General features: G+C 75.0%; 11 protein-coding genes. 3 read left to right on the forward strand and 8 right to left on the reverse strand.

Features of this window, described 5'->3' with window-relative positions; translation table 11 throughout:
- Positions 1–17: 17 nt before the first annotated feature.
- The 5 genes from EAO71_RS26425 to EAO71_RS26445 all read right to left on the reverse strand — a co-directional run bounded on the left by EAO71_RS26425 (position 18) and on the right by EAO71_RS26445 (position 7,444).
- On the reverse strand, positions 18–1,289 hold the full coding sequence (locus EAO71_RS26425) for an AMP-binding protein (protein WP_147980328.1): 1,272 nt from the start codon (positions 1,287–1,289) through the stop codon (positions 18–20).
- A gap of 49 nt (positions 1,290–1,338) precedes the next feature.
- Positions 1,339–2,601, reverse strand: a complete 1,263-nt coding sequence (locus EAO71_RS26430) for a cation:proton antiporter (RefSeq protein ID WP_147980329.1) — start codon at positions 2,599–2,601, stop codon at positions 1,339–1,341.
- Positions 2,602–2,815: 214 nt separating this feature from the next.
- A complete protein-coding gene (locus EAO71_RS26435; RefSeq protein WP_147980330.1) occupies positions 2,816–4,765 on the reverse strand; it encodes an AfsR/SARP family transcriptional regulator in 1,950 nt (649 codons plus the stop codon).
- Between the two features lie 78 nt (positions 4,766–4,843).
- Positions 4,844–6,190: a salicylate synthase gene (locus tag EAO71_RS26440; protein WP_147980331.1), complete on the reverse strand. Its 1,347-nt coding sequence runs from the start codon at positions 6,188–6,190 to the stop codon at positions 4,844–4,846.
- A gap of 891 nt (positions 6,191–7,081) precedes the next feature.
- Positions 7,082–7,444: a hypothetical protein gene (locus EAO71_RS26445; RefSeq protein WP_147980332.1), complete on the reverse strand. Its 363-nt coding sequence runs from the start codon at positions 7,442–7,444 to the stop codon at positions 7,082–7,084.
- Positions 7,445–7,615: 171 nt separating this feature from the next.
- Between EAO71_RS26445 and EAO71_RS26450 the strand changes: the two genes are divergently transcribed.
- The 3 genes from EAO71_RS26450 to EAO71_RS26460 all read left to right on the forward strand — a co-directional run bounded on the left by EAO71_RS26450 (position 7,616) and on the right by EAO71_RS26460 (position 10,349).
- Positions 7,616–8,305: a TetR/AcrR family transcriptional regulator gene (locus EAO71_RS26450; RefSeq protein ID WP_147980333.1), complete on the forward strand. Its 690-nt coding sequence runs from the start codon at positions 7,616–7,618 to the stop codon at positions 8,303–8,305.
- Positions 8,302–9,537: a saccharopine dehydrogenase NADP-binding domain-containing protein gene (locus EAO71_RS26455; protein ID WP_147980334.1), complete on the forward strand. Its 1,236-nt coding sequence runs from the start codon at positions 8,302–8,304 to the stop codon at positions 9,535–9,537. Before EAO71_RS26450 ends, EAO71_RS26455 begins: the two co-directional genes overlap by 4 nt.
- A gap of 125 nt (positions 9,538–9,662) precedes the next feature.
- Complete coding sequence (locus EAO71_RS26460; protein ID WP_147980335.1) at positions 9,663–10,349, forward strand: TetR/AcrR family transcriptional regulator; 687 nt, start codon at positions 9,663–9,665, stop codon at positions 10,347–10,349.
- A gap of 82 nt (positions 10,350–10,431) precedes the next feature.
- Here EAO71_RS26460 and EAO71_RS26465 read toward each other — a convergent pair whose 3' ends face one another.
- Genes EAO71_RS26465 through EAO71_RS26475 form a run of 3 tightly spaced genes read right to left on the reverse strand, consistent with a single transcriptional unit; the run spans position 10,432 to position 17,441 of the window.
- The gene (locus tag EAO71_RS26465; protein WP_147980336.1) at positions 10,432–12,027 is read right to left on the reverse strand and encodes a (2,3-dihydroxybenzoyl)adenylate synthase; all 1,596 of its coding nucleotides are present in this window, start codon (positions 12,025–12,027) and stop codon (positions 10,432–10,434) included.
- Positions 12,028–12,084: 57 nt separating this feature from the next.
- Complete coding sequence (locus EAO71_RS26470; protein WP_147980337.1) at positions 12,085–12,885, reverse strand: thioesterase II family protein; 801 nt, start codon at positions 12,883–12,885, stop codon at positions 12,085–12,087.
- Positions 12,882–17,441, reverse strand: a complete 4,560-nt coding sequence (locus EAO71_RS26475) for a non-ribosomal peptide synthetase (RefSeq protein WP_147980338.1) — start codon at positions 17,439–17,441, stop codon at positions 12,882–12,884. The genes EAO71_RS26470 and EAO71_RS26475 overlap by 4 nt, the downstream gene beginning before the upstream one ends.

Consider the following 17,441-nt stretch of genomic DNA (forward strand, 5'->3'; position numbering starts at 1 on the left):
CCGGTGGCCCGGCGTCCTCAGGGCGTCCGGGCCGTCGTCGCGTACGGCCGCGGGCCGGGGACGACCGGGGCCGGCCCCCCGGTGATCTCCAGCGCGCCGTCCGGGAGCCACCGGCCGCCGAACCCGGAGCCGAGCGGTGCCCCCGGCCGGCCGGCGGCGCGGTCGCCGATGACGTCGAAGGGCAGGGTCCGCCCGCTCGCGCACACCTCGCCGACCTCGCCGGCGCGCAGCGCGTCCCCGAGGACGTCCCGCACGCTGAGCCGCACGCCGGGGGCCGGGCCGACGACGGGTGCCCCGGTGCCGTTCGCGTCCCGCCCCGCGGCGAACACACCCACGGCCCAGGGCAGCACGCTGCCGCCCGGCGCGAACTCCGCCCGCAGGGCGGTGTCCGGCAGGACCTCGGTGTGCCGCGCGGCGAGCGCCGGCGGGCACGGGGCGCCGACGAGCAGCACCGACCGCGGCGGGGAGAAGGGCGGCGCGGCGGCCAGGGCGTCGAGCAGCGCCGGGTACTCCGCCGTCCCGCAGACCGCCACGACCCCGCCGAGGGCGGCCGGGACGAAGCCGTCCGGTGGGACGTGGAGCGTGCTGCCGGAGCCGAAGGCCCACCACATCGCGGACAGGGTGGCCGGTCCGGTGGGCTGGTCGGCGACGGTGACGGTGTGCCCGGCCGGCCCGGCCTTCGCCGACCTGGCGGCCATCGCCAGGTGCCAGGCGCGGTGGTCGACGAGGTGGCCCGAACGCCAGAGCCCGCCCTCGGCGGCCGTCAGCAGGTAGGCGGCTTCGGTGGGCGCCGAGCGGGGCAGGGCGCGGTCGAGCGGCCGGGCGCCGATCCGCTTCCACAGCTCGGGGTCGTCCAGGGCGAGACGCCGGAACCGCCCGCCGTGGCCCCATCGGTCGTGGGTCGTCAGGCTGCACAGCACCGCCCCGGCGCCGCTGACCGCGGCGACGGCGGCGGTCTGGCCGGCCGGCAGGTCCGGGGGTACGGGCACGCACACGCCGCCGGCCTTCAGCACGGCCAGGTGGGCCACGAGCGCCTGCCGGTGGTCGGCGCACTGCACGACGACGGGGTCGCCGAGCTGGACCCCGGTCCGCAGCAGTGCGGTGGCGAGCTGCGAGGACAGCACGTCGGCCTTGCCGTACGAGAGCTGGTGGAGGCCCTCCCGGACCACGACGGCCCGCGGCTGCCGGCGGGCCGCCCGGGTGAAGAGGCCGTCGAGCGTCCGGGCGGACTCGGGCGGCCGGGCCGCGGGACGGGGTCGTGCGGTGTCGCGGAGTTCGGCCGAGAGCATCGCTGCGGCTCCTTCTGCTCCTGCTGGGTCCTGTCCGGGCGGTCCGGCGCTACGCGGACGGTGTGACGGACCGCCGGGTCTCGCGCCGCTCCTCCGTCTCCGGCACGACCACGGGCTTGGCGTACGTCCGGGTCAGCAGGGGGCCCGTCATCGCGGTGGTCACCAGGGCCATGACGACGAGGAGGGAGTACAGGTCTCCGTCGAGCAACCCGGCCTGGAGCCCGACGCCGAGGATGACCAGCTCGGTCAGTCCCCGGGTGTTCATCAGGGCGGCCAGGGCCGTGGCCGGCCGGCCGGGCAGCCCGGCGGTGCGGGCGGCGAGGTACGTACCGCCGAACTTGCCCGCCACGGCGACGAGCAGGACGGCGGCCAGTTCGGTGGTCTCGGCCCAGCCGAACTGGCGGAGGTCGACCTTGAGTCCGGCGACCACGAAGTAGACCGGCAGCAGCACCGAGGTCACGTTCCGGGTGTGCTGCATCAGGTCGCCGCGCAGCCGGTCCCCGCACTCGGCGGGCACGATCAGGCCGAAGAGGAAGGCGCCGAAGATGTAGTGCATGCCCATGAACTCGGTGGCGGCGCCGCACAGCAGGGCGCCGATGAGCACCTGCGCCAGCAGCCACGGCGTCGCCGGACCGCGCCCGTCGCCCCGTGTCATCAACCGGCGCAGCCAGGGGCGGACGAGCAGGACCAGCAGCAGCACGAACGGGATCATGAGGGCGACGCGCCACATCCCCCCGTGCCCGCTGCCGACGGCGGCCTGCACGCCGGCGAGGGCGGTCCAGGCCACGATGTCCACCAGGGCCGCCGTGGCCAGGGCGATGCCGCCGAGCGTGGACTTGGCCAGTCCCCGGTCCGAGAGGATCCGGGCCAGGACGGGGAAGGCGGTCACGGACACGGCGAGACCGATGAAGACGATGAACGCGGCCTTCTGCTCGGTCGGGTGGTCGCGGAGCAGGAAGAAACCGAGCCCGGTGCCCAGGACGAAGGGCACCGCGGTCGAACCGACGCTGACGGCCGCGGCCATCCTGCCCCGGCCGCGCAGGGCCTGGCGTTCGATCTCGAGCCCCACGCCGAACATGAAGAGGGTGACACCGACGTCGGCCATGGCGCTGAGCAGCGGCCTGACGTCGGTGGGGAAGAGGGTGTCGGACACGGCCCCGTCGAGGAGGGTCGGCCCGAGGAGGACGCCGGCCAGGATCTCGCCCACGACGGGGGGCTGGCCGATCCTGGTCGCGAGGTACCCCAGTCCCTGGGCGAGCACCAGGATCAGGGCGAGATCGAAGAGGAGGAGGGCCACCTGATGGCTGTTCATACCTGTTGTGCTCGCTCCCTGGTCTCGGACGCGTGGAACCGGCCTCGTACCGGGCCGGCGGGGTGGTCGCGACCAGTCTTCCGGGAGCGCCTACAGATGGTCTGAAGGGTCTCTGCCCGTCTCCCCCGGGCCCCGGACGGCCGGGCCGCGGGCGCGCGGGTACCCCGTGCGCGTCGCCGCGGCACGGGGTACGGGGCGGGCACGGGGCCCCGGTTCAGGCGACCGAGGCGGCTCCGGCTCCCTGGAGCAGCCGGGCGACGGCGGCACTGCGGTGGGTCAGCGGCTCGCGCTCGGCGCACTCGGCCGCGTAGAGCCGCATCAGCTCGTGGAAGCGGTACTCGCCCCGGTCCGCCTCCACCAGCAGGTGGCGGGCCGCCAGCAGCCGCAGCGTCCGGGCCGCCTCGGGTTCCGGCATGCCGGTCAGGTCGGCGGCGGTGGACACGGTGATCAGGCCGTCGCTGAACAGACCGAGGAGCCGGAACATCCGGGCCGCCTCGGCGGACAGCGCCTGGTAGGACGTCTCGAAGAGCGCGTGCAGACTCATCGAGTTGTCCCCCGGCGTGGTCATCCGGTCGAGTCTTCCGTGCTCCACGGCGAAGTGCTCCACGAGGGAGGCGAGCGGCACGTCCCGGTTGGCGGCCACGGTCTCGGCCATGATGCGCAGCGCCAGCGGGAGGCCGCCGGACAGGCCCACCAGCCGCCGGGCGACCGACTCGTGGTGGCGCAGCCGGTCCCCGCTCAGGCATCCGAGCAGCCGCAGGGCGTCCTGGGTAGCGAGCGGACCGAGCCGCAGGAGGTGGGCGCCGTCGCGGACCGCGAGGCCGCCGATCCGCTGCCGGCTGGTGCTGAGCACGCAGGACGAGCCGCGCGGGATGAGCGGACGCAACTGGTCGGCGCTGAGCACGTCGTCGAGCATGACGAGCATCCGCTTGCCGTGCAGCAGGCTGCGGTAGAGCGTGGCGCGGCTCGCGAGGTCGGCGGGGATGCGCGAGCTCTCCACCCCGAGGCTGCGCAGCACCTGCAGGAGGGCGTCGGAGGCGCTCAGGGAGCGGCCCTGCATGCTCGTCCCGTGCAGGTCGACGTAGATCTGACCGTCCGGGAAGTGCTCCGAGAGGCGGTGCGCCAGCTCCAGGGCGAAGGCGCTCTTGCCCACGCCGGCCGGCCCGTCGATGACGGCGACGGGTGTGGAGGCGCCGCGCCGGCCGTGGTTCTCGGTCAGCAGCCGCTCCAGATGGGTCAGTTCCCGCGAGCGTCCGACGAAGCCCCGTGCCACGGGCGGCAGCTGGGCCGGCCGTGGGGTCTCGGGAAGGACGATGCCGGCGGCCGGTGTCTCGCCGCCGGGGGGCCAGGAGGCGGGGGTGGCGCTCCCGGATCCGGTGGCCGGCGGGGTGACCGGCCGGCCGGCGAGGATCTGCTGGTGCAGGACGCGCAGTTCGGCGCCCGGGTCGATGCCGAGCTCGTGGCGGAGCAGCCGCCGGGTCTCGGCGTAGACCTCCAGGGCGTGTGCCTGGCGGCCGCACCGGTAGAGCGCGTTCATCAGCAGCCAGCGCAGCTTCTCGCGCAGCGGCTCCTCGGCCACGGCGCCGAGCAGCACGGTGACGGCCTCGACCGGCCGGTCGGCGTCCAGCATGTCCGCGGCCCATTCCTCGACCGCCGTCAGCCGCATGTCCTGGAGCCGGGTGCGCTCCATGGCGGCGAAGGGCCCGGGGACGCCGGAGTGCGCCTCGCCGTGCCAGAGCGACAGCGCGGACTCGGCGAGTTCGAGGGCCTCGGGCAGTCGCCCCTCGGCCCGGGCGCGGCGGGCCTGCGCGTGCCGGAGCGCGAAGAGCGTCGCGTCGACGGTGGACGGCTCGGTCTGCAGCGCGTACCCGCCGGCCGTGGAGACGAGCAGGTCTCCGCTCTCCCTTCTGCTGCGTTCCGGTTCCAGCACCCGGCGCAGTCCGGCCACGTAGGTGTGGACGCCGTTGGCCGCGGTCTGGGGGATGTTGCCGCCCCAGACGGCGTCGATGATCTGCTCGACGCTCACGACGTCGTTCGCCCGGCCGGCGAGCAGCGCGAAGACCGCGCGTTGTTTGGGTGGTCCGAGGACGACTTCCCGTCCGTGCCGCCAGGCCCGCACCGGGCCCAGCAGCTGTACACACAAGGGCTCCCCCGTTGTCGGCATGGCCTTGCCGCCTCCTGAGATCGTTGTCGCGGTCACGGGACCGCTGTCCTGCCAGTGGTGGGAACTCACGGACGCGTCTCAGGCGGCGCACGTGGCGTCGTCGCCCCCGGTGCCGGTCGCGCGGGCCACCAGCCGGTCCGCGACACACCGCAGCTTCTCCCGCGTCTCCTCCAGTTCGCGTTCGGGCACGGAGTGCTCGACGATGCCGGCGCCCGCCCTCAGCCAGGTCGCCCCGCCGCGGCGGAACACGCTGCGCAGGGCGAGGGCCGCGTCCATGGAGCCGTCGCGTGCCACGGTCATCACGGTGCCCGCGTAGAGACCGCGTTCCGTCGGCTCGTGGGCGCAGATGCTCTCGTACGCGGCGTGCTTGGGCACTCCGGAGGCGGTGACGGCCGGGAAGACGGCGGCGAACGCGTCCCAGGGGCTGGCGCCCTCGGGCATCCGGCCGACCACCCGGGAGGCCAGGTGCTGGACCGAGCCCCGCTCCTTGACGACCATGTACTCCTCCACGACGACCGTCTCCGGCTTGCACGGTCCGGCGAGCTCGTCGACGGCGACCTTCACGGAGATGGCGTGCTCGTGGAGTTCCTTGGGGTCGGCGAGGAGCCGTTCCCGAAGCCTGCGGTCCTCCTCCGGGTCGCCGGTCAGCGCCCGGGTGCCGGCCAGGGGCTGGCTGGAGACCCGGCCGTCGATGCCGACCTCGACCACGGTCTCCGGGCTGAAGCCGAGCGCCTGGAGGCCGCCCATGTTCAACAGGTAGGAGCGAGCAGGGGTGTTGGCGCGTCGTCCGACGACGTAGCTGGCGGGGAAGTCGACGTCGGCCGGGGCCGGGACGGCCCGGGAGACGACGGCCTTCTGGAGTTCCCCGGCACGGATCCGGTCCACCACGTCGCCGACGGCCGCCCGGTAGTCCTCGGCGCCCACCTCCAGATCGACCGAAACGGGCCGAACGACTATGTCAGGTTCAGACTCCAGTTCGACCACGAACTTCTTTACGGCGGCGATCTCCTCGGCGTCCAGGCCGCGCACGTGCGCCGCCTTCCCGGTGAGCCGCACCTCAGTGCGGGGGACCACGAGGTGGAGCAGCACGTCGTTGTCGACGGGGCGGCCGGCGACGGCGTAGGCGAGTTCGAAGGCGCTCCAGCCGTACGCCCGCCAGTCGGCCAGGTCGAGGTCGTCGAGGAAGGCCCGGACCTGGGCCAGCGGGTCTCCCTCCCAGGGCCGTTCGGTGGTGACTCCGTACTTCGTACATCGCACCGAACGGGGCTTCAGCACGACTTCGGCGGCGACCCCGCCGGCGACCGACCAGGCGTCGGGGCTCTCGTAGACCACGTAGGTGTCGAAGAGACCCGAGGCGGCGAGGCCCGAGGCGACGGCGAGCGGTTCGGTCGCCGTGTGCACCACGGTGGACTGGTAGAACTCCATGTCTTTTCCTCCTGCAGCATTACGACCGACATTGACCACGATGCGCGAGGCGACTCGACCCGGGAGGCATCGGTCCGCGCGGCGAGCGGACGCGAGCACCACAGAACCCGGGCTGGGGAAACAATGGTCATGCGTGAAGTGAATCCGCGACGTCCCCCGCCCACAGGAAAGGAACGCCGAAAACCACTCGACCGAAAATTCTCGACGGAGAATCAGAAGAATGACAACGTTGCGCGCGCGGCGAACAGGCGCGAAGGAGACGGCGCCGGCCCGGGACACGGGAGGGGCGCGCGGCACACCGCCGGACGGACGGGGCGCGGACAGCGCGACGCGCCCACGAGCGAGCCGTCCCGGGCCGTGCCCGCGACCCTCCGTCACCGCAGGGACGACGGCCTCACCTCGGACGTTGCCGTCACACGGCGAGCCACCCGCCGGTGCCCGGTGGCGCCGGCGGGAGAACCCGGACGCACCCGGTGCCGACCGGGGCGACGCCGACGTCACGGATACGCTCCGGCACGGCGGCGGACGTACGGAATCTCGCTCCGGTCGGCACAGTTCGACATGCGCACTGAAAAGACATCATTACCCCGGTGGGCCGAATCCCCCCTCGCCGCTCCAGGCTATTTCCCGAAGCGGTGTAACCGAGGTCGACTCTACCCAACCGCACCAGACCGAATCAACAAGTATCCGTTTCCCGCTCGTTACTTGACCGCTTTTTGTCAGGTCGCGTTATAGATCTCCACGCACCCCGAACGGGAAATTGATTTTCCCGTTCGGGGTGTTCGCGCGGGAGGCGGCCCGGCGCCTTTTGCACGGGGGAGATACCGAGCCGCCGTGGCCCTCGTTGCCCGTGCCGCGAACCGGCGCGGGAGAGAACCAGTCCTCGTCGCGTCACGGCGCCCTGGAGCCCACCCGCCCGGGGGGCGCCGCGACCGTCGCGCAGCCCGTCCGCCGAGAGGCCCGGCCCGCGGCGGCCCGGGGCCCCGCGCCGGACCCGTCGTCGCGCCGGCGCGGGTCAGGAGGGACCGGGCCCGCCCCCGGGCCGGCGAGGGCCCACCCGCACCGCCGGCCCGCCACGGGGAGCAGCGCCGCCACCCACACCGCGGGGACGGCCGGCCAGACCCCGGACAGCCGCCAGGCTCGCGCCGCTCCGAGGACGAACAGGCCCGCGACCACCGCCCCGAGGAGCAGCCCGACGACACCGGGCAGGGTGGCGAAGGGCGCCTGCCGACGGTGCGGGGCTGCCTCTCGCACGGATCCTCCCGACGTTTTTTATACTCGTAAGACGTACGCGTACAATAACTGTAGCCCCGGGCACCTGTCGTTGTCACCCCCGGCCTCAAGTCCCCAGCCCAGCAGGGTGATCCGGCCGACGGACAGAGCAACGGACCGGACCGTTCCACGATCTCCGACGGGAGAAGCACGATGAAGCCCCGAAACGGCCGCAGAGGTACGGCACGGCGACCGGCGCCGCTGTCGCAGGAGTCGATCGTCACGGCTGCGCTGCGCATCCTCGACGAGGAGGGCCCCCGGCGGCTGTCGATGCGACGGCTCGCGAAGGAGCTCTCCATCACGCCGATGGCGCTCTACCACCACGTGCGCGACAAGCACGAGTTGCTGCTCCTGCTCCTCGCCTCCATGTCCCGCGACCGGCCCCGCCCCGTCCTGCCGGACGACCCCCGCGAGCGACTGGTGGCCGCCGCCCAGCTGCTCCACGACGTCCTCGCCCAGTACCCCTTCCTGACCGAGATCCTGGCCTCGCCCGACCTGCTCGCCGTCTCGGCCCTGTGGGTCATGGAGGCGCTGCTCGACGCGGCCGTCGAATGCGGGCTCACCCTCGAACAGGCGGCCCAGGCCCATCAGGCCATCTGGCACTACACGGTCGGGGTCCTGCTGATCCGGACGACCCGGATCCAGCACCACGCGGAACTGACCCGGCCCACCCAGCGCGAGCAGGTGTTCGCCACGCTGCCGGCCGACGAGTTCCCCCGCGTGACCTCGCTCGCCGACCGCTGGGGACCGCTGACGACCCGTGACACCCATCGCGAGGGCCTGGAGGACATCGTCGAGGGGCTCCTCGGACCCCGGCCCGGGCGCCCGGGGGGCCTCGCGTGACCCCGGCCGGAGCGCCCCTGATCGGGATCATCGGCGGCTACGGCCGCGTCGGCGGTGTCGCCGCCCGGGTGCTGACCGCCGAGTGCGGCTACCGCCTGCGGGTGGGCGGGCGTTCCGCCGACGCGGCCTGGTCCCTGGCCCGCACGCTCGGCGCCGGCTCCGAGGCCGCCGTGGTGGACGCCGTCGACAGCCAGAGCCTGCGGCACTTCACCCGGGGATGCGCCACCGTGCTCGACTGCTCGGGCACCGCCTTCGTGCTGCGCGGCGCCGTCCGGCGGTCCGTCCTGGCGGCGGGCGCGCACTACGTCGGCATGACGGACGACGGCGGGCCCCGCACCCCCTACGGCCCCGCCACGGCCGTCCTGTTCACCGGTCTGGCGGGCACGCTGGCCGGCTGGCTCCCCCGCCTGCTCGCCGAGGGGCTCGCCTCGGCGACGTGCTTCGACGGCTGGTACGGCGGACTCGGCCCGGTCACCCCGCACACGGCGGTCTCCGGGCTGCTCGCCAGGCGCCGCGCGCTCGACGTCCCGGCCGGCGCGTGGACCGGCGCCCGGACCGGTGGCGGCTCGCCCGACGGCCCCTTCGACGGAGCCCTCACCGCGGCGGCTCCCACCGGTCCGGCGCTCCCGGCACCGCCCGGCGGTGAAACACCCCTGGCCGCACGGGAGTCGCCGCCTCCGTGGCCCCTGCCGGCCCGCCCCGCCGCGATCCACCGGATCCTTCCCGAGGAGCTGCGCCGCCAGATGTACCGGCTGTGCCTGGAGGAGGCACGGTGGCGCGAGGCCTTCCCGGGGCCCGCGACACCCGCCGTCCTGGACCGGCTCGCCGGACGGCCGCGGGGGGCACTCGACGCCCGGACTCTCCTGGGCGTCGCCCGGGAGCTGTCCCGGGCGAGCCGGCTGGACGCGGAGAGCATCTCCTCGTATGCGATGACATATGGCACGCTGGACGGGCTCACGCCCGACGGTCTCACCGTGCGGCGGAGCGCACTGATGCACTGCACGGACGTGTCCGGCCTCGCCGGGGTCATCGCCGCGGCCACCGCGCACGAGGCCACCGAGAACCGGTTGACGTCCGGTGTCCATGTGGCGGCGGATACGCTGCCGCCCGAGGGCACCGCGGACTGGATCGTCCGCCACCTCCCGCGGGCGACCGTGCGGAGGACGGAGATCCCGACCGGCGGGACGGGCAGGACGACGTCCACGCCGGTGGCCGCCCGACGTCCCGGGTGAGGACGTCGCCGCGCGGCAGGGAGCGCAGGGCGACCGCACGCGGACCACCGCACCCCGCAGCGCTCGGCCGCCCGCCGGGCGCGGGAACCGACCTCACCCGACCGGATCGACAGGAAGACACACGGATGACGCCTCGTACCCGAAGCACCGGCAGGATCGGTCGCCCTCCCCGGCTGTCCCAGGAGGCCATCCTCACGGCGGCCCAGCGCATCCTGGACGAGGAAGGCCCCGAGCACCTGTCGATGCGTCGGCTGGCGCAGGAGCTGTCGAGCACCGCGATGGCCCTGTACCACCACGTGCGCGACAAGGACGAACTGCTGCTCCTGTTGCTCGAGCGGCACGCCCAGGGCTTCCAGCGGCCCGAGCTGCCCACCGATCCGCGGGAGCGGCTGATCACGGCGAGCCAGGTGCTGCACGACATCCTCGCCGAGTGCCCGTGGATCGTGGAGGTCCTCGCGTCCGACGACCTGATGGCCGTCTCCGCCCTGTGGATCGTCGAGAACATGATCGACGCGGCGATCGAGTGCGGGCTCAGCCCGGAGGAGGCCGTCTACGCGTACCGGGTCATCTGGTACTACACCGCCGGCGAACTCACCATCCGCGTCAACCGCGAGCGGCACCACGCCGGTCTGGAGCGGCCGCCGCACCGCGACAAGGCCTTCGCCTCGCTGGCGCCGGAGGAGTTCCCCCGGCTCGCCTCGCTGGCGGCCCGGTGGGACGAGATCACCACGCGGGACACCCACCGTCAGGGGCTCGTCGCCATCGTCGACGGCCTGCTGTCCCGGACCGGCACCGAGCGCCGGCCGGGATGACCGAGGGCCCGGACCGCCGCGCCGTGGGAACGGTGCGGCGGTCCGGGCCCTTCCCGTGGTCCCGGGTTCCGGTCCCGGGCGGTCAGGCGTCCAACTGCGCCCGCAGGGCCCGCTTGTCGACCTTGCCGACACCGGTGAGCGGAAGCCGCTCCAGCACCACCAGCCGGTCGGGCACCTTGTACGCCGCGACCCCCCGTCCGCGCAGTGCCGCCTGCACGTCGCGCAGGGTCGGCGGGCGGGCCGGGTCGCGGGGGACGACGCAGGCGCAGGTCCGCTCCCCCATGTGCGGGTCGGGCAGCCCGATCACCGCGGCCGCGACGACCGGGACGGCGGCGAGCAGATGCTCCTCCACCTCCTGCGTCGGGACCTTCTCCCCGCCGCGGTTGACCACGTCGTTGATGCGCCCGACCACCTGGAAGTCGCCCTGCGCGGTGCGCCGGACCAGGTCGCCGCTGCGGTAGTGGCCATCCTCGGTGAACCGGGTCGCGTTGCGCTCCGGCGCCCGGTAGTAGCCGCGCAGGGTGTACGGCCCGCGGGTGAGCAGCTCGCCGGTCTCGCCCGGTTCCGCGTCGGATCCGTCCTCCCGGACCACCCGGACCTCGTCGCCGGGCGACAGCGGTCTGCCCTGCGTGTGCACGATCACGTCCTCGGGGTCGTCCAGCCGGGTGTAGTTGAGCAGGCCCTCGGCCATCCCGTACACCTGCTGGAGCGTGCCGCCGAGGGACTTGGTGACTTGCCGGGCCGTCTCCGGGTCGAGCCGTGCCCCGCCCACCTGGAGCACCCGGAGCGAGGAGAGGTCGTGCTCCGTCCACTCCGCCGCGTCGAGCCAGAGCGGCACGAGCGGCGGCACCAGCGAGGTGACCGTCACGCCGGCCCGCTCGATGAGCGGGAAGCAGACGTCGGCCGTGGGCGCCGGGGCGAGCACGGCGGTGCCGCCGGCGCGCAGCGTGCCGAGGACGCCGGGGCAGGCCAGGGCGAAGTTGTGCTGGGCCGGCAGGGCGGCGAGGTACACGTCGTCCTCCCCCACCGCGCAGAGCCGAGCGCTCTCCCGGAGCTGGTAGGCGTAGTCGGCGTGGGTGCGCGGGATCAGCTTGGGCGGTCCCGAGGTGCCGCCGGAGAGCAGGAAGAGGGCCACGTCCTCCGGGTCCGGCGCGGGGAGTCCGACCGGGTCGGCGTCGAGGGAGGACAGGGCGGTGTACGGACCGGGCTCGCCGGCCACCAGCACGTGCCGGAGGCTGTCCGTCCGGTCGAGCACCTCCCGGGCGACCAGCCGGAAGTCGCAGCCGAGCACCTGGTCCGGGCACACGTAGGCGACGGCCTCCGCGGTGGCCACCAGGTGGGTGATCTCCGCGGAGCGGTGGGCGGGCAGGGCGTAGACGGGCAGCACACCGGTCCGGAAGCAGGCCAGGCTGAGCACGATCAGCTCGGCCTCGTTGGGCAGGTGGACCACGATCCGGTCACCGGCCGCGAGACCGGCCCGCAGCAGTCCGGCGGCCATCCGGTCGGCCGCCCGGTCGAGTTCGGCGTGGGTCAGGGTGCCGGCGGACGTGACGAGGGCGGCCGCGGAGTCCTGTCCGGGTGTCCGAGGCCAGGTGCCCAGGACGTCCGCGTTCCAGTACCCCTGCTCGCGGTAGGCGCGGGCCGTCGGTTCAGGCCACGGAACACAGCCTTCCTGCATGGAGGTTCCCCCTTGTCTTCCGGTACGGGACGGTGGTCGGGGCCGTACGGCGGGCCCTCACGGGGTGGCCGGCCAGGCCGACACGGTGACGGGCAGGGCCGCCCGGACCGCCTTGAGCACCCGGGCGAGCACCTCCTCGCGCCGGGTCTCCAGGTAGAAGTGCCCGCCGCTGAAGGCGGCCACCTCGCACGCGCCGTCGGTGACCTCGCTCCAGGCGAGGGCCTCCTCCGCGGTGACCTCGGGGTCGTCTCCGGCGTACAGCACGGTCACCGGGAGGGTGAGCCGACAGCCGGGCAACGGCCGGTAGGTCTCGATCAGCCGGTAGTCGCCGCGGACGGCGGGCAGCAGCGCCGCCAGGAGCGGGCCGTCGTCCAGGACGTCCTGCCCGGTGCCGCCGAGCCGCCGCAGGTCCGCGAGGAGTCCGGCGTCGTCGGCGAGGTGCAGGGTGCCGCCGCGGGTCCGCCGGGGGGCCGGCTGGCCCGAGACGACGAGACCGGCGGGCGGGCGGCCGGTCACGGCCAGTCGGCGCGCGGTCTCGTAGGCCACGGCGGCGCCCATGCTGTGCCCGAACAGGACGGTGGTCGCGAGCGTGTCGGCGGTGTGCTCCCGCAGCAGCCCCGCGACGACGTCGTCGACCAGGCCCGCCATGTCCGCCGCCACCGGCTCGCCGAAGCGGTCGCCGCGGCCCGGGTACTGGACGGCCGACACCTCGACGTCCCAGGGGGATTCCAGGGCCCAGGCGCGGTAGGCGCCGGCGGCTCCGCCGGCGTGCGGGAAGCAGATCAGCCCGGCCCGCGCGTGGGTGCGGCGGGAGAAGACCCGCGGTGCGGCGGGGGCGGGGTGGCCGGTCGGCGTCACAGCTCGCCCTCCTCGAAGTCACCGAGGCCCCCGGCCGGGWCCCGGCCGGGTCCGTCGGGCGCCCGCGACTCCGTGACGAGCGCGCTCATGCCGGCGACCGTCGGGGCCCGCAGGACGTCGCGCATCGGCAGCTCGACGCCGAGCCGGCCGCGCAGCGCGGTCACCAGCCGGGTCGCCGTGAGGCTGTCGCCGCCGAGGGCGAAGAACGTGGCGCCGCGTGCCGTCACGGGTACGCCGAGGACCCGTGCCCAGAGTTCCGCGACGACCTCCTCCACCGGGCCGCGGGGCGGGTCGTCCTCGCCGCCGCCCCGGGCCGCGCCTTCCGCGAGGACCCGTTCGACCCGGCGCCGGTCCACCTTGCCGTTGGCGTTGAGCGGCAGGGTCGCGAGTCCGACGAGGGAGCCGGGGATCATGTGGGCGGGCAGCCGGTCGGCGAGCCAGCCGCGGAGCGCCGCGGGGTCCGGGCCGGGGACGCCGTCGGGGCGGCGGGCGGTGAGCAGGACGACGCCGTCCGGCTCGTGACGCGCCCGCTCGACGGCGGCGAACCCGGCCGCCTCCAGCGCCCGTGCCCAGCCCGCCGCGTCCGCCGGGGAGGAGGCGGGCGCGGCGGCGGTGGGCAGGGCCAGGGCGGAGCCCGTCGTCCGTGCGACGAGGAACAGGCGGCCGCCCGGGCGGGTGAGCAGGGCGAGGGTGCGCGCCGCGGCGTGCGGGTCGGGCTCCCGGCCGAGCATGTCGTTGGCCACCAGGACGTCGTAGGCGGCGAGCCGTTCCTCGGGGACGGCGAAGGCGTCCTGACGGGCGGTCCGGACGTGGTGGCCCGACCCGGCGAGCCGGTTCTCCGCGGCGGCCAGCCGGGTGGGCCGGGCGTCGAGCAGGGTGTAGGCGACCGCGCCGGGCTTGAGCCGTTCCAGGAGTGCGGCGGCGGTCCGGCCGCCGCCGGCCGCCCAGTCGGCGATCTCGGGCGTCCGGGTGCCTTCGGGGTGGGCGGCCTCCACCTCGGCGGCGACGGCGTCCAGGCAGGCGGCGACGCCCGCCCACCGGTGGGCGAGGCCGTCCGGGGAGAGGACGGGGTCGTCGGCGAGCGCCTCGGCGTCGGTCTCGCCGGAGAGCAGGGGCATCAGGACGGGCATCGCCCCGGCCCAGGCGTCCACGACCGGCTGGAGGGGGGTGCCGGCCACCCGGTCGCGCAGGGCGGCGGCCCGTTCCCGGTCGCGGGCGGCGGCCCAGCGGGGGCCGGGGGCGACGCCGCCGCCGGAGCGGGTGAGGACCTCGCGCGCCGCGAGGAAGTCGAGCCAGGCGTCGAACAGCGGGCGCCGTTCCCGCGCCACCGGGAGCGTGCCGGTCTCGGCCGGGCCGCCGTCGGGGCCGAGCACCCGCTCCAGCAGGGCGGCGAGCAGTGTCTCGGTCAGTTCCGCCTCCAGCTCGCCCGCGTCCTCGCCCGCGTCCGGTGCGCGGGCGGGCAGCGGGGCCGCCGTGTCCGACGCGCCGTCAGCGGGGCCGGTGCGGCCGGTCGCCGGCGCGGAGGCGGCGGACGTGGGCAGGAAGGCGGCCGCGACCTCCCGGGTGCGGTCCCCGACCACGGCGGCGAGGACCTGGGACACGGCCGGATGGGCCTGGAGCACGGACTCGATCTCGCCCAGTTCGACCCGGAACCCGTTGATCTTGACCTGCTGGTCCATCCGGCCGAGGAACTCCAGGGTCCCGTCCGGCCAGTAGCGGCCGGTGTCGCCGGTGCGGTACCAGCGTCCGTCGGGCTGCCGGGGGAATCGTTCCCGCGTGAGTTCCGGGTCTCCCCGGTAGCCCTGGGCCACGCCGGCGCCGCCGATCCACAGCTCGCCGGGCACCCAGTCCGGGCAGTCCCGGCCCTGCGGGTCGACGACCCGGAAGCGCTGGTTGGAGAGGGGCGTGCCGTACGGGACGGACCGCCACTGCGCGGGCACCGAGCGGACCTCGTGGGCGTTGGACCAGATCGCGGCCTCGGTGGCGCCGCCGAGGGCGATCAGGCGGCAGCGGCCGTCGGTCGCGGCGGCCAGCCGGTCGGGCAGGTCGAGGCCGATCCAGTCGCCCGACAGCAGGGCCAGGCGCAGGGTGTCCGGCAGGGGCTCCCGGTCGGCGGCGGTCAGCAGCATGTCCATCAGGGCGGGTACGGAGTTCCACACGGTCACGTCGTGGCGCCGGCACAGGGCGAGCCAGCGGTGGGCGTCGCGCCGGTCGGCCTCGTCGACCAGGACCAGGGCGCCGCCCTCGGCCAGGGGGCCGAACACGTCCCACACCGAGAGGTCGAAGTCCAGGGCGGAGACGGCCAGGACGCGGTCGGCGGAGCCCACCGCGAAGCGCTCGTCGACGTCCTCGACCGTGTTCACGGCAGCCCGGTGGGAGACCTCCACACCCTTGGGCGTGCCGGTGGATCCGGAGGTGAAGATGACGTACGCGGTGTCGTCGGCGGGGACCTCCACCGGGGCGTCGAGCGGCGCGGCGCGCAGGGCTCGGCGCAGCGGCAGGACGGGCAGCCGCGAACCGGCGGGCCGTGCGGGGTCGTCGCCGTCCAGGACCAGGACCGCGCCGCTGAGGGCGTGGATGCGGTCGCGGCGTTCGGCCGGCTGGTCGATGCCGACGGGGACGTACGAGCAGCCCGCCGCGAGGACGCCGAGCACGGCGGCGATCTGGTCCGGGCCCTTGGGGGCGGTGACGACGACGGGGCTGCCGGGGCGGACGCCGTGGGCGGTCAGGGCCCCGGCGACGCGCAGGGCGCGGTCGGCGAGTTCGCCGTGGGTGAGGCGGCCGTCGTCCCCCCACAGCAGGGCGGGGCGGTCGGCCCGGCCGGCCGCGCGTTCGAAGAAGGCCTGGTGCAGGAGCCGTCCGCTCTCCTGCCGGGTCACGGAGTTCACCTCGTCGCGACATCGGGTCTGGGACGCGGGCAGGGGTATGTGCGGCGGGCTCGTCCAGTCGGCGGTGGCGAGTCCGTGCAGCAGGGCGGTGTACGCGCCGAACATGGTGTCCAGGACGCCTTCGGGGAAGAGCGCCTCGACGGCGTCCCAGGCGAGCAGCAGGCCGCCCTCGCGGGTGCCGTAGACCTGGTGGTCGAGCCACACCTGCGGGGTCTGCGAGACCATCCAGGACAGTTCGCCGAGGACGGCGGCGCAGTCGTCCGGCACCAGCGGCGCGTCGAGGTTGCAGGCGAAGACGACGGGGGCGGTGCGCGGGGCGCCGGTGTCGGCGCGGACGAAGTCGCGCAGCACGTCGACGCCGGTGTAGGCGGCGTGGCCGACGTCGTCGTGGAGGCGCTGCTGGAGGGCCCGCGCCCGCTCGGCGAAGCCGTCGCCCGGGGCCGGTGCGACCTCCAGGAGCAGCAGACTGGTGAAGTCGGCGACCATGCGCCCGATGTCGGGGTGGACGTCCTGGTCGCGGTCGAACAGCGGGATGTTGAGCAGGAACCGCTGCTGTCCGCTCCAGCGGGCCAGGATCTCGGAGAAGGCGGTGGCGAGCAGCACCGCGGGGGTGATGCCGTGTTCGGCGGCGCGGCGCCGCAGCAGCGCCCAGTCCCGCGGGTCCAGGGTGTGGTTCCGCCGGACGAACCGCGGGACGCCGATCTCGTCGGGGTCGGCGGCGAGCGGCAGGTCGGGCCCGCCGGGGAGGTCGGGCAGCCGGCGCTGCCAGTACTCCCGGGCCTTGTCGCGAGCGGCCGCCCGCCGGGCCGCGGTGTCGGCGGTGTACTGCGTGAAGGTGTAGTGGAGTTCGGCGCCGGTGGCGGGATCCCGGTAGAGCGCGGCCAGGTCGGAGAGGAGGAGCCGGATGCTGGCCACGTCGGCGACGAGCAGGTCGACGTTGACGTGGAGCCGGGGGCCGGCGCCGGGGCGGCGGCTGAGCTGGACGTCGAGGACCTCGCCGCGGGAGACGTCGAGGACCCGGTGGGACAGCCGCTCGCGCAGACGCAGCAGGGCCTCCTCGGCGGCGGCCTCGGGGAGCCCGCTGTGGTCGTGCACCGTCAGGCCGGGCCAGGCGGAGGTGCCGAGGACGCGCTGGGTGCCGTCGTCGGCGAAGGAGGCGCGGAGCATCGGGTGCCGGCGTAAGAGGTCCCGTACGGCGTCCTCCAGCCGGTCCGCCGCCACCTCCCGGGTGTCGATCTCCAGGTAGGCGTGGCAGCCGACGCCGCCGAGCGGCCGGTCGGTGCCGCGGCCGATCCAGYAGGCCTGCTGGACGGCGGTGAGCCCGAAGGGCGCTCCCGGGTCGACGGGGGCCACGCCGGCCGGGGACTCCGCGGCGGGGGCCGGCCCCGCCGGGTCGGCCCCGAGCAGCCCGTACCAGGCGGCGAGGCGCGGGTCCTGTGCCATCTCGGTGAAGTCGACGCCGATGCCGGCGCGGTTGAGCTTGTTGATCAGCCGCATCAACTGGATGGACTGGAGCCCGAGTTCGAAGAGGTTCACCTCGTCGTCCGACGGGCTCAGCTCGGTGCCGAGGAGCGCGGCGACCTCCTCGCGGAGGTCCGCCGGCCGCCATGCGGCGGACTTCCCCCCGGCACGGACGTCGGACCCGGCCGCCGTGTGCTTGCGTGACAT

The organism is Streptomyces sp. MS191, assembly GCF_008042125.1.
Lineage (GTDB): Bacteria > Actinomycetota > Actinomycetes > Streptomycetales > Streptomycetaceae > Streptomyces.